Annotated in this window: 10 protein-coding genes; 6 read left to right on the top strand and 4 right to left on the bottom strand. The window is 71.6% G+C overall.

The genetic code is table 11. From position 1 onward, the window contains the following. The first annotated feature begins 65 nt into the window (after window positions 1-65). The 3 genes from ACYQ1K_RS08215 to bar all read left to right on the top strand — a co-directional run bounded on the left by ACYQ1K_RS08215 (window position 66) and on the right by bar (window position 2,718). A complete protein-coding gene (locus tag ACYQ1K_RS08215; protein WP_459982338.1) occupies window positions 66-491 on the top strand; it encodes an SDR family oxidoreductase in 426 nt (141 codons plus the stop codon). Between the two features lie 184 nt (window positions 492-675). Then, window positions 676-1,611, top strand: coding sequence for a carbamate kinase (locus ACYQ1K_RS08210; protein WP_459982337.1), 936 nt, complete (start codon window positions 676-678; stop codon window positions 1,609-1,611). A 15-nt stretch (window positions 1,612-1,626) separates the two neighbouring features. Further along, complete coding sequence (gene bar, locus ACYQ1K_RS08205; protein ID WP_459982336.1) at window positions 1,627-2,718, top strand: barbiturase; 1,092 nt, start codon at window positions 1,627-1,629, stop codon at window positions 2,716-2,718. A gap of 306 nt (window positions 2,719-3,024) precedes the next feature. On the opposite strand, the gene ACYQ1K_RS08200 is transcribed toward bar, so the two are convergent. Next, window positions 3,025-4,173: a CaiB/BaiF CoA transferase family protein gene (locus tag ACYQ1K_RS08200; RefSeq protein ID WP_459982335.1), complete on the bottom strand. Its 1,149-nt coding sequence runs from the start codon at window positions 4,171-4,173 to the stop codon at window positions 3,025-3,027. Window positions 4,174-4,260: 87 nt separating this feature from the next. On the opposite strand from ACYQ1K_RS08200, the gene ACYQ1K_RS08195 reads away from it, so the two are divergent. After that, window positions 4,261-7,470 (top strand): ATP-dependent helicase, encoded by a 3,210-nt coding sequence (locus tag ACYQ1K_RS08195; RefSeq protein WP_459982334.1) that lies wholly within the window; start codon window positions 4,261-4,263, stop codon window positions 7,468-7,470. Then, on the top strand, window positions 7,467-10,658 hold the full coding sequence (locus ACYQ1K_RS08190; RefSeq protein ID WP_459982333.1) for an ATP-dependent helicase: 3,192 nt from the start codon (window positions 7,467-7,469) through the stop codon (window positions 10,656-10,658). The genes ACYQ1K_RS08195 and ACYQ1K_RS08190 overlap by 4 nt, the downstream gene beginning before the upstream one ends. 19 nt (window positions 10,659-10,677) lie before the next feature. On the opposite strand, the gene ACYQ1K_RS08185 is transcribed toward ACYQ1K_RS08190, so the two are convergent. Further along, a complete protein-coding gene (locus tag ACYQ1K_RS08185) occupies window positions 10,678-11,754 on the bottom strand; it encodes an NAD(P)-binding domain-containing protein (RefSeq protein ID WP_459982332.1) in 1,077 nt (358 codons plus the stop codon). 55 nt (window positions 11,755-11,809) lie between these two features. Between ACYQ1K_RS08185 and nudC the strand changes: the two genes are divergently transcribed. After that, window positions 11,810-12,721: an NAD(+) diphosphatase gene (gene nudC, locus ACYQ1K_RS08180; RefSeq protein WP_459982331.1), complete on the top strand. Its 912-nt coding sequence runs from the start codon at window positions 11,810-11,812 to the stop codon at window positions 12,719-12,721. A 343-nt stretch (window positions 12,722-13,064) separates the two neighbouring features. Here the strand turns inward: nudC and ACYQ1K_RS08175 are convergent, their stop codons facing one another. Then, the gene (locus ACYQ1K_RS08175; protein ID WP_459982330.1) at window positions 13,065-13,550 is read right to left on the bottom strand and encodes a hypothetical protein; all 486 of its coding nucleotides are present in this window, start codon (window positions 13,548-13,550) and stop codon (window positions 13,065-13,067) included. A gap of 478 nt (window positions 13,551-14,028) precedes the next feature. After that, window positions 14,029-14,289: a mycoredoxin gene (locus ACYQ1K_RS08170; protein ID WP_459982329.1), complete on the bottom strand. Its 261-nt coding sequence runs from the start codon at window positions 14,287-14,289 to the stop codon at window positions 14,029-14,031. Between the last annotated feature and the right edge of the window lie 33 nt (window positions 14,290-14,322).

The following is a 14,322-nucleotide window of genomic DNA, read 5'->3' as shown; positions in this document are numbered from 1 at the left end:
GCGGGCCGTCCGCTCACGGGTGTCGTGAACAACGCGGGCTGGGCCGGCCCGCTCGCATCCGGCGGGTGGTGGAGATCAACCTGGTCGCTCCGATGCTCGTGGCCCGCGCGGCCCTGCGCACGATGGGCCGCTCCTACGGAGGCGAGGGCGGTGTCCTCGTCAACATCAGCTCAGGGGCGGCGACACTGGGCTCGCCGGGGGAGTACGTCCACTACGCCGCGGCCAAGGCGGGGCTGGACACGCTCACGCTCGGTCTGGGGAAGGAGGCCGGCCCGGACGGCGTGCGTGTCGTCGGCGTGGCGCCCGGAGCGGTCCGGACCAGGATGCATGCCGACTCCGGCGACGCCGACCGGCTCGACCGGATCGGCGCGGCGGTGCCGCTCGGCCGTCCCAGTGAGCCCGATGAGATCGGCGCGACCGTGGCGTGGCTGATGAGCCCTGAGGCGTCGTACGTCACCGCGACGACCGTGCGCGTGGCGGGCGGCCGCTGACGGTTCGTCGAGGTAGGCAGCCGAGTGCGCACTGCCGACGCGGAACTCTGCACGCCGAAGCGCGCACTCGGCCGCATACCTTGACGAGCATCCAGCCGGAGCCGCGGCAACACCTGCCCAAGCCTGTGGACCACGCGCGCCCCTAGCGTTCTCGGCATGAGGGTGCTGCCATGACGGTGCGGGCATGAGGGTGCTCTGCGCACTCGGCGGCAACGCGCTCAGCAGTCCCGACGGGCGCGCCCGACCGGAGGACCAGCTCGCGGCGGGAGCGCGCGCCGCCGAGGGGCTGGCCGACCTCGTCGCCGCCGGCCACGACCTCATCGTCACGCACGGCAACGGGCCGCAGGTGGGCAACCTGCTCGTCAAGAACGAGCTCGCCGCGGCGGTGGTCCCGCCGGTGCCGCTGGACTGGTGTGTCGCCCAGACGCAGGCGACCATCGGCGTGATCCTCTGCAACGCCCTCGAGCGCGCTCTGCACGCCCGGGGCGCCCACCGTCCGGTCGCCGCACTCGTCACCCGCACGCTCGTGGATGCCGACGACCCCGGGATGCTGGAGCCGTCGAAGCCGATCGGCCGCTACCTGGCTCGCGAGGAGGCGCAGGTCCTCATCGACCATGGTGAGGTCTGGCACGACTTCGGGGCGAAGGGCTGGCGGCGGGTCGTCGCGAGCCCTGAGCCGCAGCGGATCCTCGACGAGCCGGCCGTGCGGGCGATGGTCGAGAGCGGGTACGTCGTCATCGCCGGCGGTGGCGGCGGCGTGCCGGTCGTCTCGGACGACGACGGCGTGCTGCGGGGAGTCGAGGCCGTCATCGACAAGGACCTCGCGGCCGTCGTGCTCGGTGCCGCGGTGGAGGCCGAGGCACTGCTCATCGCCACCGACGTGCCGCACGTCCTGGTCGGCTACGGCACGTCGTCGGAGCGGCCGTTGCGAGGAGTCGGCCTCGAGGAGCTGCAGGCCCACGCCGACGCCGGCGAGTTCGGCGCCGGCTCGATGGGGCCGAAGGTGGAGGCGGCTCTGCGGTTCGTAGGCCGCACCGGCCGGCCCGCCTCGATCTGCGCGCTCGACCAGATCGTCCCCGCCCTCGCCGGCGACGCCGGCACGAACGTGTTGCCCGACTGAAGGAAGGAACCGCTGATGCCCGCGATCGAAGTCCGCAAGGTGCCGCTGCACCACGTGTCCGACGCCTCCGAGATGGTGAGGCTCATCGACGAGGGGGTGTTCGCCGCGGATCGCGTGATCGCGGTCGTCGGCAAGACCGAGGGCAACGGCGGCGTGAACGACTACACGCGGATCCTGGCCGACAGGGCGTTCCGTGAGGCGCTGGTCTCGCGGGGGGCGGACCCGGAGGCGGTCAAGCAGGTGCCCATCGTGTGGTCGGGCGGCACCGACGGCGTCATCAGCCCCCACGCGACGATCTTCGCGACCGTCGACGCCGAGCCGAGCGACGCCCCGCGGCTCACGGTCGGGTATGCCATGAGCGAGGAGCTCCTGCCCGAGGACATCGGCCGCGTCGCCATGGTCACCAAGGTCGCCGACGCCGTGAAGGTGGCGATGTCGCGAGCCGGCATCACGGATGCGGCCGACGTCCACTATGTGCAGACGAAGACCCCGTTGCTCACCCTCAAGACGATCGCCGACGCCCAGGCGCGAGGGAAGACGGTCTTCACCGAGGACACCCTGCACTCGATGGACGTCTCCAACGGCGGCACGGCGCTCGGCATCGCGTTGGCGCTCGGTGAGATCGAGATGCCGACGGACGAGCAGATCATGCGCGACCGCTCGCTCTACTCGGCGGTGGCGTCCTGCTCCTCGGGCGTCGAGCTCGACCGCGCACAGGTGGTCGTGGTGGGCAACGCGCGAGGTGTCGGGGGGCGCTATCGGATCGGCCACTCCGTGATGGACGACGCCCTCGACGCCGACGGCATCTGGGAGGCCATCCGTTCCGCCGGGCTCGACCTGCCCGAGCGGCCGCACAGCGCCGACCTCGACGGCCGGCTGGTCAACGTCTTCCTCAAGTGCGAGGCCTCCCAGGACGGTCATGTGCGCGGGCGCCGCAACGCGATGCTCGACGACTCAGACGTCCACTGGCACCGCCAGATCAAGGCCGCCGTCGGCGGGGTGACCGCCGCCGTCACCGGCGACCCGGCCGTGTTCGTCTCCGTCTCGGCCGCCCATCAGGGCCCGGACGGCGGCGGCCCCGTCGCCGCGATCGTCGACCTCGGCTGAGTCCCGCTCCGGACGTCATGCGAGCTGGCTGTTCCAGCAGCCGGCTCGCATGACGTCCGGCGCTCAGCTCTTCGTCGACCTCGGCCACCGGCGTGAGCAGCCCGTCCCCGGAGACGCTGGTCGCCATGTGGGTGTTCACCATGAACGCCAGGCCTCCGAACATCTTCATCTCCGGAGTGCCCGCCGGCACGAGATCCCGGACGCGGGCGGCCAGCTCCTCGTCGTACGCCATAGGCAGATCATCCCGTGTCTGACGTCCTACGCACAGGCTGCCGAGGCGACCGCTCCGCATGACATCCCGGGGCGTCAGCCGAACTCGGCGCGGACTGCCTCGGTGTGCTCGCCCAGGAGTGGGGGAGCGGCGTGGTCGGCGCGTCCACCCGAGTAGGAGTTGTCGTCGAAGCGCAGCGGCGACCCGGGGAGCTCGATGGTGCCGAGCGTCGGGTGGTCCACCGTCAGGACCAGGCCCTGCGAGCGGGTCTGGTCCCAGGTGTAGACGTCGTCGAGAGAGCGCACCTTGCCCGCGGGCACGCCGGCCTCGTCGAGCAGCCGCAGCCAGTGCTCGGCCGGCCCTGCGGCGAAGTGCTGCTCGAGGCGCTCGACCAGCGCAGGCCGGTTGCTCACACGCTCTGGGTTGGTCGCGAAGCCGGACTCGGCCGGGTCCCAGTCGAGCGCGGTGCACAGTGCCTTCCAGAGCGAGTCGGACCCACAGGCGATCTGGATCGGCGCCGTGGCGGTCGCGAACATGCCGTACGGCGCGATCGACGGGTGATGGTCTCCCGCCAGCCCGGGCACCTCGCCGGCGACCGTCCATCGCGTGCCCTGGAAGGCGTGGAACCCCACCATGCCGGCCAGCAGCGAGGTGCGCACGACCCGGCCCCGACCGGTGCTGGCGCGCTCGTGCAGGGCCGCGAGGACGCCCACGACGCCGTTGACGCCGGCCACCAGGTCGCCGATCGGGACCCCGACCTTCGTCGGCATCGTCACTCCGGTGAGCGACATGATCCCCGCCTCGCCCTGGGCGATCTGGTCGTAGCCCGCCCGTGAGGCCTCCGGTCCGTCGTGACCGAACCCGGTGATCGACAAGACGATGAGCCGAGGGTTCAGCTCGTGCAGGCGGGCCGTCGAGAACCCGAGCCGGTCCAGGACCCCCGGACGGTAGTTCTCCATCAGCACGTCGGCCTCGGCGACCATCCGCTCGAGCAGGCGCGCGTCCTCGGGCGCCTTGAGGTCGAGGACGACCGACTCCTTGTTGCGGTTGGCGGAGAGGAAGTACGTCGAGGTGTGTTCGGCGTCCTGCATGAACGGTGGTCCCCAGGACCGCGTGTCGTCGCCGGTGGGCGGCTCGATCTTGATGACGCGTGCTCCCAGGTCGCCCAGGGTCATGGCGGCGTGCGGCCCGGCGAGCGCGCGCGTGAGGTCGAGAACCAGCAGATCTGCGAGGGGACCGGTCATGGCGGCCAGCCTCACATCTCGTCGCGCCACGCGGAACGGCAGGTGTCGACCAAAGTGTCGGTCGGGCGTGATGGAGTGGTTCCCGACATGAGCACCACGCTGACCTATCGCCTGAGCGGCCCCGCCCCCGCGCCCGTCGTGCCGGCGCTCGACGAGCACCAGCAGCGCGTCGTCGACCATGCCGGCGGCCCGCTTCTCGTGCTGGCCGGCCCCGGCACCGGCAAGACCACGACGCTGGTCGAGGCGATCGTCGACCGGATCGAGCGACGTGGCGCCGAGCCGGACCAGGTGCTCGCCCTGACCTTCTCCCGCAAGGCGGCCGACCAGCTGCGCGACCGGATCACCGCGCGGCTGGGCCGCACGATGAGCGGGACGCCCTGCTCGACCTTCCACTCCTTCGCCTACGGGCTGATCCGCGCCTACGCCCCCAAGGAGCTCTACGAGGCGCCGCTTCGGCTGCTGAGCGCCCCCGAGGCCGATGTGGTGCTGCGCGAGCTGCTGGCCGATCACCCCGAGTCGGTGCGTTGGCCGGACGGGCTCCGGCGCGCACTCGGCACGCGCGGGTTCGCTCGGGAGGTCCAGGCCGTCCTCTCACGGGCGCGGGAGAAGGGCTTGGAAGGAGCCGACCTGCGGGCGCTGGGGGAGCGTGAGCAGGTGCCGGAGTTCGTTGCGGCGGGATTGTTCCTCGACTCCTACCTGACCAACCTCGACAGCCAGGGAGCGACGGACTACGCCGACCTCATCCGCCGGGCGACGATCGAGGCGCACGCCCACCGCGACGAGCTCCGGGCGCGCTACCGGCACGTGTTCGTGGACGAGTACCAGGACACCGACCCCGGGCAGGTGGCCCTGCTGCAGGCCTTGGCCGGCGATGGGCGTGACCTCGTCGTGGTCGGCGATCCCCATCAGTCGATCTACGGCTTCCGCGGCGCTCAGGTGAGGGGCATCCTCGAGTTCCCGACGGACTTCGGGCAGCTCGACGGCCGTCCTGCAGACGTCGTGGCCCTTCGGACGACCCGGCGGTTCGGGACCCGGATGCTCACCGCGGCCCAACGGGTCGCCGGACGGATCGGCCTGCCCGGCACGATCGACGCAGAAGCACGCGAGGCATTCCTCGCGCCCCAGGCCGAGGGCCCCGACGGACGGGTCCAGGTGATGACGCTCGACAGCGAGCGGGCCGAGGCCGAGCACATCGCCGACCTGCTCAGGCGAGCCCATCTCGAGGACGGCATCGGCTGGGACGAGATGGCCGTCCTCGTCCGCTCCGGGCGCTCGACCATCCCACCCCTGCGACGCGCGCTCGTGGCACTCGGCGTGCCGGTCGAGGTGGCGGGCGACGAGGTGCCGCTCGTGCGCGACCCGGCCGTCGAGCCCCTGCTGGCGGCCCTCCGTGCCGCGCTGAACCTCCACAACGACGACCCCCTCGACGCGGGCTTCGTCGACCACGCCCAGGTCGAGAGCATCCTCACCGGACCGCTCGGCGGCCTGACGGCGCCGGACGTCCGGCGTCTGGCACGCGCGCTTCGGACACGTGAGAAGGAGCGTGCTGCTGAGGAGGGCCGGCCCGTTCGCTCCTCGCCCGAGCTTCTTCGTGACGCGCTCGTCGACTCTGGCTTCCTGGCCGGCGTCGACGGCAGTGACACCGGTGCCGCACGGGCGATCGTCTCCTTGCTGCACCGTGTGGCGACGCTGGCCGACGCAGGAAGCAGCCCTGAGGAGCTGCTCTGGGAGCTGTGGTCCTCGACCCGATGGCCGGCCCGCCTCCAGAGATCCGTGGAGCTGGGCGGTGCGCCCGCGCGTCGCGCGCACCGTGACCTCGACGCGGTTCTCGCCCTCTTCGAGACCGCCGCCCGGGTCGGGTCGAGGCGCGACCACGCGAGCGCGCTCACGTTCCTCCATCTGCTCTCCGCGCAGCAGATCCCCGGAGACACGCTCGCCGACCGCGGCGCCCGCGGGGCCGCCGTTCGGCTCCTGACCGCTCACCGGTCCAAGGGGCTGGAGTGGCGGCTCGTGGTCGTCGCGCACGTGCAGGCGGAGGCGTGGCCCGACCTGCGCCGCCGCAGCAGTCTCCTCCAGCCTGACAGGATCGGGGAGCACGGGCTCGTGCCGCCGCTCACGCCACGCGAGCTGCTCGCCGAGGAGCGTCGCCTCTTCTACGTCGCCTGCACCCGCGCCCGGGAACGACTCCTCGTCACCGCGGTGCACTCCGACGACGACGAGGGTGAGCAGCCGAGCCGCTTCCTGGACGAGCTCGGCGTGAGCGTCGAGAGGATCGTGGGCCGTCCCCGTCGCCCTCTGGCGCTGAGCGGGTTGGTCGCGGAGCTGCGGCGCGTCGTCGCCGACCCCGAGAGCGACGAGGCCCTCCGGGTGGCCGCGGCGCGGCGCCTGGCTCGTCTTGCCGCCGAGTCGAGGGGCGACCGTGCGCTCGTGCCCGCCGCGGACCCGTCGACGTGGTGGGGCACGCGGGCCGCGACCCGAGCGGTCACGCCTCTGCGTGATCCGGCCAAGCCGGTGCCGCTCTCGCCCAGCGCGCTCGACGGCCTGCTGAGCTGCCCCACGCAGTGGTTCCTCTCGCGCGAGGCGGGCGGGGTCGTCGCATCGCACCAGGCAGCGAACGTCGGTGAGATCGTGCACGCGCTCGCCCAGCGGGTCGCGACCGGCGACCTGGCCGCCGACGTCGACCAGCTGATGGAGCACGTGGACGCCGTCTGGGATCGCCTGAGCTTCCGCGTGCAGTGGGCGGGCGCGCGCGAGCACGACCGCATCCGCGCGGCCCTGGAGCGGTTCGTCGCGTGGCATGCCGCCAACCCGCGCCGGTTCCTCGGGGTCGAGGTCGGCTTCCGAGCCGACGTCGTCCTCGACGACGGCGAGACGGTGACCCTCACGGGGCGCGCGGACCGCCTCGAGCTCGACCATGACGGCCGGGTGGTCGTCGTGGACTTGAAGACGGGGCGGGTCCCGCCCAGCGACCGGTCGGTGGAGTCCAATCCGCAGCTCGCTGTCTACCAGCTCGCCATCGACCATGGCGGCGCGGACGCGGTCGCCTCGGGGGCAGTCAGCGGCGGTGGCGAGCTGGTGCAGCTCGGGATGCCGGATGCCGCTCTTCGGGTGAAGGTGCAGCGACAGGAGGCGCACACCGACGACAGTGAGGTGCGCACCGAGCTTCGGCGGCACCTCTCCGTCGCTGCGGCGCGACTACGCTCCGAGTCCCTGCCGGCCATCTCCGGAGACCACTGCAAGCGGTGCGACTACATCAGCCTGTGCCCGATCAAGGGTGCCGGGGCGGTGACGGCATGACCGTGCACGAGATCCGGACGCCCGACGACCTGCGGCGGCTGATGGGGGAGAGCCATCCCGCCTCGCCCGAGCAGTGGGCCGCGATCACGGCGCCCCTCGAGCCCGTCGTGGTCATCGCGGGGGCGGGATCGGGCAAGACGACCCTGATGGCGGCGCGCGTGGTCTACCTCGTCGTGACCGGCCAGGTGAGGCCTGACCAGGTCCTGGGCCTGACCTTCACGACGAAGGCGACCGCGCAGCTGCGGGCCAAGATCCGTCAGGCGCTCGACAACGCGGGGGTGCTCGCCCAGGACGACGAGGGCGAGGTGCTCGAGCCGACGGTCGCCACCTACAACGCCTACGCCGCGGGGCTGCTCGCCGACCACGGGCTCCGGATCGGCCACGAGCCGGACACCCGTGTCATCACCGACGCTGCCCGCTATCAGCTCGGCGCGCGCGCGATCGACCGTCACACCGGCGAGATCCGGCTGCTCTCCGACCATCCACCGACCGTGATCCAGTGGCTCCTCGCCCTCGACAGCTCGCTCAACGAGCACCTGCGTGCTCCCGACGAGATCCGGGCGCACGACGCCGCCGTCCGAGCAGGCTTCGAGCGAGCGCTGGCCGAGGAGGCGGCGGGCAAAGGACGCAAGACGTGGCTCGAGCCGGTCGCCAAGGCGCTGGAGACGCTCGACCGCCGCGAGGAGCTGCTGCAGCTCGTCGAGACCTACCGTCGGGTCAAGGCCGACCTGCGGTTGATGGACTTCTCCGACCAGATCGCACTCGCGGCGCGCTTGGCCGAGGAGCAGCCCGACGTCGGCGAGGCGGAGCGGAAGCGGTTCGAGGTCGTCATGCTGGACGAGTACCAGGACACCTCCACGGCCCAGGCGATCATGCTCTCCCGCCTCTTCGGCGGCGGTCACGCCGTGATGGCGGTCGGCGATCCCAACCAGGCGATCTACGGCTGGCGAGGTGCCTCGGTGTCGAACATCCTCGGCTTCGCCGACACGTTCCCTCGACGTGACGGCGGGGCGGTCGACCTCTTCCACCTGACCGTCAACCGCCGTTCCGGCAGCGAGATCCTCGCGGTGGCCAACGAGCTCGCCAGCCCGTTGTATGACGCCACGCCTGGGGTGCTCCCGCTCGTGCCCGACCAGCGCAAGGGCACCGGTCGGGTGACGGCGGCGGTCTTCGAGCGACAGGACGACGAGCTCGCGTGGCTCGCCGAGGAGATCAAGACGGCGCACGCGGCCCTCGACGAGCCGGCCTGGTCGAAGCTGGCGGTCCTCACCCGGGACAACGCCTCGGCCGAGCGCGTCTTCGACGTGCTCACGTCGGCCGAGATCCCGGTCGAGATCGTCGGCCTGGCCGGCCTGCTCCGGCTTCCCGAGGTCGCGGAGATCGTCGCGGTCCTGCACCTGCTCCACGACGTCACGGCCAACTCGGCGCTGCTGACGCTGCTCAACGGGCCGCGCTGGGCGATCGGCCCGCGCGACCAGAAGCTGCTGGCTGCCCGCGCTCAGGAGCTGGCGGGCGGCAGGAGGACCGCTGACGTCGGATCGATCGACGACGCCATGGTGGCGATCGCCGACGGGATCGACGTGGCCGAGCTCCCTGCGCTCGACGATGCGCTGGCCGACCCCGGCGACCCGGGCGAGTGGTCCTACTCCCCGGAGGCACGCGAGCGCTTCTCCCTCCTGGCAGGCGAGCTGCGGATGCTCCGCTCCCACGCCGGTGAGCCGTTGCTCGACGTCGTCCGCCGGGTCATCGACACCCTCGGCACCGACGTCGAGCTCGCCTCAGCGGCCGGCCCGGCAGCCGCCACGCGTCGCGACAACGTCGACCTGTTCGTCAAGGCGGTCGCCGACTTCCAGGCCATCGACGGTGAGGTGTCGATGGCTGCGCTGCTCGCCTACCTCACCGCGGAGGAGGACGAGGGCAGCGGCCTGGAGCTCGCCACCCCGTCAGCTGCCGACTCGGTCAAGCTGCTCACCGTCCACCGGTCCAAGGGCCTGGAGTGGGCGGAGGTGTTCCTGGTCGGGGTCTGCGAGACCGTGTTCCCGTCCAACAGGACCCGGCCGACCTGGCTGACCACACCGGCCGTGCTGCCGTCCCGGCTTCGCCGTGACGCTCACGACCTCCCGCACCTCGAGGGCTTCGACAAGCCCGCGATCGAGGCCTATCGGGGCGCCGTCAAGGCGCACGAGGCGTCCGAGGAGCTGCGGCTGGGCTACGTCGCCTTCACACGGGCGGAGGACAGGCTCTCGGTGACCAGCTACCTCTGGACGCCGCGCAAGACGCCCTTCGGCCCGTCGGCCTACCAGGGCGTTGTGCGCGACCACCTCGAGGCCCACGGAGAGCCGGTCGCCTGGCTGCCGAAGCCGGATCCCAAGGTGTCGCCGAACCCGTATGCCGCGGTTGACCCGGCCCGCCCTTGGCCACCGACCGGTCCCGGCGCCGAGGGGCTGCGACGGCTGGCCGCTGCCGAGCTCGTGGCGAAGGTCGACCCGTGGGCCGAGGACGAGCTCGACATGATCCAAGCGGCACGTGTTGCGGAGTGGGACGCCGAGATCGACCGGTTGGTCTCGGAGGCCCGCGCGGAGAGCGGGCCCGAGGTCGTCGTACCGCGTCCCGAGAGCCTCTCGGCCACAGCGCTGGCGCGTCTGCGCGACGACCCGGACGCCTTCGCCCGTGACCTGGCCCGGCCCATGCCTCGCCAGCCGTCGTCGGCTGCCAGGTTCGGCACGCGCTTCCACGCATGGGTGGAGGCCAGGTTCGGTCAGCAGGACCTCTTCGACCCCGACGACCTGCCGGGCCGGGCGGACGCCGACATCGTCGACGACGCCGATCTGCAGGAGGTGATCGCGGCGTTCGAGGCCGGCCCGTTCGCCGAGCGTGCGCCCTATCGTGTGGAGGCGCCTTTCTCGCTCGTGCTGGGCGGTCAGGTGGTCCGTGGGCGTGTGGACGCGGTGTACCGGGAGCCGGACGGAACCTGGCTCCTGGTCGACTGGAAGACCGGCAAGGCAGCGACGGCCGAGCCCTTGCAGCTCGCCATCTACCGCGTGGCCTGGGCCGAGCTGACCGGGGTCCCGCTCGACCGCGTGCGCGCCGCCTTCGTCCACGTGCGCAGCGGCGAGGTCGTCGAGCCCGACAACCTGCCCGACCGGCCGGCTCTCGAGGCGCTGCTCGCCGCAGATGCGCCCGGATGAGCAGACAGGCCTGAGTCGGTCAGGCCGACGCCTCCTGCTGCCCCTCGAGCCAGGCGGCGACGCCCCGAGCGGCGAACCGCCCCGCCCGGTTGGCGCCGATGGTCGACGCGGACGGGCCGTAGCCGACCAGCTGCACCCGTCGGTCTGCGACGGCGGTGGTCCCGAACCGGTCGAGCTGGATGCCGCCCTGAGCGCTGCGTAGCCGCAGCGGCGCGAGGTGGGCGACAGCCGGACGGAAGCCGGTCGCCCACACGATCACGTCCACCGGACGGAACGACCCGTCGGTCCAGCGGACGCCGGACGGCTCGATCGAGGCGAACATCGGGAGGCGTCGGGCGTACACACCCAGCCGGCGGGCCGCCTCCTCCTGGGGGCGCAAGGCGAGCCCCGTGACAGAGACGACGCTGGCCGGTGGAAGACCCCGGCGTACCCGCTCCTCCACGAGCGCCACCGCAGCGCTGCCGGCCTCGCGGTCGAAGCCTTCGGTGCGCCAGACCGGCTCGCGTCGTGTGACCCAGAGCAGGTCGGTCTCCGCGTCGTCGACGGCGAGCGCGAGCTCGCCGAGAAGCTGCACGGCTGAGGCGCCACCGCCGACGACCACGATCCGCTGGTGTCGAAAGGCGTCAAGGCCCGTGTAGTCGTGGGTGTGCAGCTGGGTGCCGGCGAAGGTGCCGGCTCCCGGGTAGTACGGGACGTAGGGCTGTGACCACGTCCCGGTCGCATTCACGATCGTGCGTGTCCGCCACTTGCGCAGGCCCGCTCGTACGACGAGCAGTCCCTCGCTCGCGGGCTCGACCCGGTCCACCCGCACCGGTCGCAGGACCGGGAGATCATGAGCGCGCTCATAGTGGTCGAAGTAGGCAGGCACGACGGTGTTCGCCGGCCCCGGCTCGGTCGGCGGCTCGCTGCCAGGCAGCGAGGAGACGCCGTGGACGTCCGCCATGGTCAGCGAGTCCCAGCGATGCTGCCAGGCGCCGCCTGCGGCGTCGTTCGCGTCAAGCACGACGTGCTCGATGCCCCTTCGGGCGAGATGGAAGCTGGCCGACAGCCCCGCCTGACCGGCACCGACGACGACGGACTCGAGCGGCTCTGACACGTCGGGACAACACCCGGACCTCCCGCGATATTGCGTGAGGCCCTACGTTGGGAGCGTGCCCATCGACCTCCCTGCCCACGAGCGGCTCGCGCGGTCCGCGCACGACCGTCTCAATGCTCACCGCGACGACGAGGACTGGCTCGAGCGACAGTGGGTCGACCCCGGGTCGCGCGTTCTCGTGGTCGCCGGCAACCGGGTGCGCATCGAGGACGATCGCATCTGCTGGATGCACCCGAAGGAGGCGCCCGACGGCGTCCGCCTCCTGCTCGGCGACGCCGAGGGCAGGACTCACTTCGCCGTCATCCTCGGGGCCGAGGACGCGGGTGACGGATGGGTGCCGCTCCGAGGGCTGCTGCCGGCACTGGCGAGCGGCCCCGACGTGGGGGAGGCGCCGCTCGTCCTGCACGCGCTCGGTCTGGCCGAGTGGCTCCACGCCACGAGGTTCTGTCCGCGCTGCGGCGGTCCGCTCTCGCCGCGCGCGTCCGGGCACCAGCTGATCTGCAGCGACGGGCACCTGCAGTTCCCGCGAACCGATCCAGCCGTCATCATGCTGATCTCCACAGGCGAGTCCGGCTCCGATGAGGAGCTCTGCCTCCTGGGCCGTCAGAGGGTCTGGCCGGAGGGCCGGTTCTCGACCCTCGCCGGGTTCTGTGAGCCAGGGGAGTCGCTGGAGAACGCAGTGCGCCGGGAGGTCGCCGAAGAGACGGGGGTCATCGTCGGCGAGGTGTCGTACTTCGGCAACCAGCCGTGGCCGCTGCCCGCGAGCCTGATGCTGGGATTCTTGGGCCGGGCCACCTCGACGAGCATCAAGGTCGACGACGACGAGATCGCCGAGGCTGCCTGGTTCAGCCGAGAAGAGCTGCGCGCCGCAGCCGAGTCCGGAGAGATCCGGCTCCCCGGCGCCGTCTCGATCAGCAGGTCGCTGATCGAGGCGTGGTACGGCGCCCCCCTGCCCGGCTCCTGGTGATCTGCCGGGCTCCTGGTGAGTCGTCAGGCCTGCGCGGCCAGCTTCTCCTTCACCTGCGTGAGATCCGCTAGGTCGTCGACGCTCAAGGCCCAACTGCGTCAAGCCCGCGCCACCAGCCGGCCGGGCAGCGGCGTGAGTCTCGACCCGCAGTCAGTGCTGCTCGATGTGGGGGCAGCCGCCGGACCTGTGCTTCCGTCGGCACTGCCACCTGCGTCGCCACCTACGGAGCATCTTCACGGCGAAAGTGTGGGGCAGGTCCGGGGATGACGCTGCGACGGACGCCACAGGTCTAGACCCCGCCCAAGCGGTGAGCGTCACTCCCGTCTCTCGGCGGGAGGGGCGCTCAGGCCATTTGAAGCGGAGGGACGGTGGGCAGCCATGTCGGACCGACCGGACGCTCGATGAGTGCCGGCAATGCGCCTTCGAATACCTCGCCCAGCCCGGCGCAGATGTGAGGGTGGTAGCGGAGGAGTTCGAGGGTTGCCCGGCCACGCTGCGAGCCGATCAACAGGACCCACACCACGGCGTCCAACGGAGACACAGCAACCGGTCTGCCCAACTCCGCAGCCGCGCGTCTCCCTGCGATCGACAGCTTGTCGACCGCCCACGACTCTGCGGTTGTGATGGCCGCGTCGAGGGTAGGCAGCGTGTCGATACCGAGGGCGCGGCAGGTCGTCACGACGTCGGCGACGTCCCAGTCGTGATTGAGCTTCGAGGCACTGCGCTGATGCTCGGCCGGGAGCGGGATGCCGGCTGCCTCGGCCCAGACCATCGGCCGCAGATGGGCGTTGCGAGCGATCCATAGCTCGACGTGGTGATGATCGATCACGTGAAACTCCGCGCGGGGGCAGACGGCATGAACCGCTCACCCTAGCGGTCAGGCTCAGTCATCTAGGCGCACGCAAGGACGCGCCCTGGAAGTGAGCACCTTGGAACCGACACATCTTGAAAAGCCGGGTGTCCGGGGTGGCCTGCTGGAAGTCTTCACCGTCGAAGTCCGGGCAGCAGGCCTGCCCCACTCGCCGGCCCCGTCACCCATCGGCTGTTGTGACGAGCATCTCGGAGCGGGCGGGAGTCGACCTGAACAGGCCTGGGCAGAGGTGACCGTGTGACGCCTCATGCGCGGCGGGGCGTTCTGCTGCGTCCGGTTGTGGCGTCCGTCACTTTGGCGCGACGGGCGGCGTTCGGCGATGGCAGACTCGGCGACCGAGCCCCCCTGGTGAACCCGAGAACACCTGGGGGGCTTATCCATTTCCGAGGGCATCACCTTGGACGAAACGCCCAGCGGGATTCGCCCGGGCTGTCGCTCAGGCCTGCGCCTGCGCCAACGACTTGAGGCGCTCCTTCACCTGGACCAGGCTCGGGTTGGTGTGTGCGGAGCCGTCGGCATAAACCAGCGTCGGCACCGTCTGGTTGCCGTTGTTGACTCTCTCGACGATCCCGGCGGCGTCGGGGTGTTCCTCGATGTTGACCTCCTGGAAGCTGATCCCCTCGCGGCCCAGCTGGCCCTTGAGCCGGGTGCAGTAGCCGCACCAGGTGGTGGTGTACATCGTGAAGGTCTCGCTCATGAGACTGTTCCCCTCCGACATCTAGGGTGGTGG

It is taken from the genome of Nocardioides sp. AN3 (genome assembly GCF_054653495.1).
This window is presented reverse-complemented; position numbering and strand designations above follow the sequence as displayed.

Excerpts from the sequence above, each read along its gene's own strand:
- ACYQ1K_RS08210 (WP_459982337.1), top strand. The coding sequence starts at position 676 with ATGAGGGTGCTCTGCGCACTCGGCGGCAACGCGCTCAGCAGTCCCGAC.
- bar (WP_459982336.1), top strand. The coding sequence starts at position 1,627 with ATGCCCGCGATCGAAGTCCGCAAGGTGCCGCTGCACCACGTGTCCGAC.
- ACYQ1K_RS08200 (WP_459982335.1), bottom strand. The coding sequence starts at position 4,173 with ATGACCGGTCCCCTCGCAGATCTGCTGGTTCTCGACCTCACGCGCGCG.
- ACYQ1K_RS08195 (WP_459982334.1), top strand. The coding sequence starts at position 4,261 with ATGAGCACCACGCTGACCTATCGCCTGAGCGGCCCCGCCCCCGCGCCC.
- ACYQ1K_RS08190 (WP_459982333.1), top strand. The coding sequence starts at position 7,467 with ATGACCGTGCACGAGATCCGGACGCCCGACGACCTGCGGCGGCTGATG.
- ACYQ1K_RS08170 (WP_459982329.1), bottom strand. The coding sequence starts at position 14,289 with ATGAGCGAGACCTTCACGATGTACACCACCACCTGGTGCGGCTACTGC.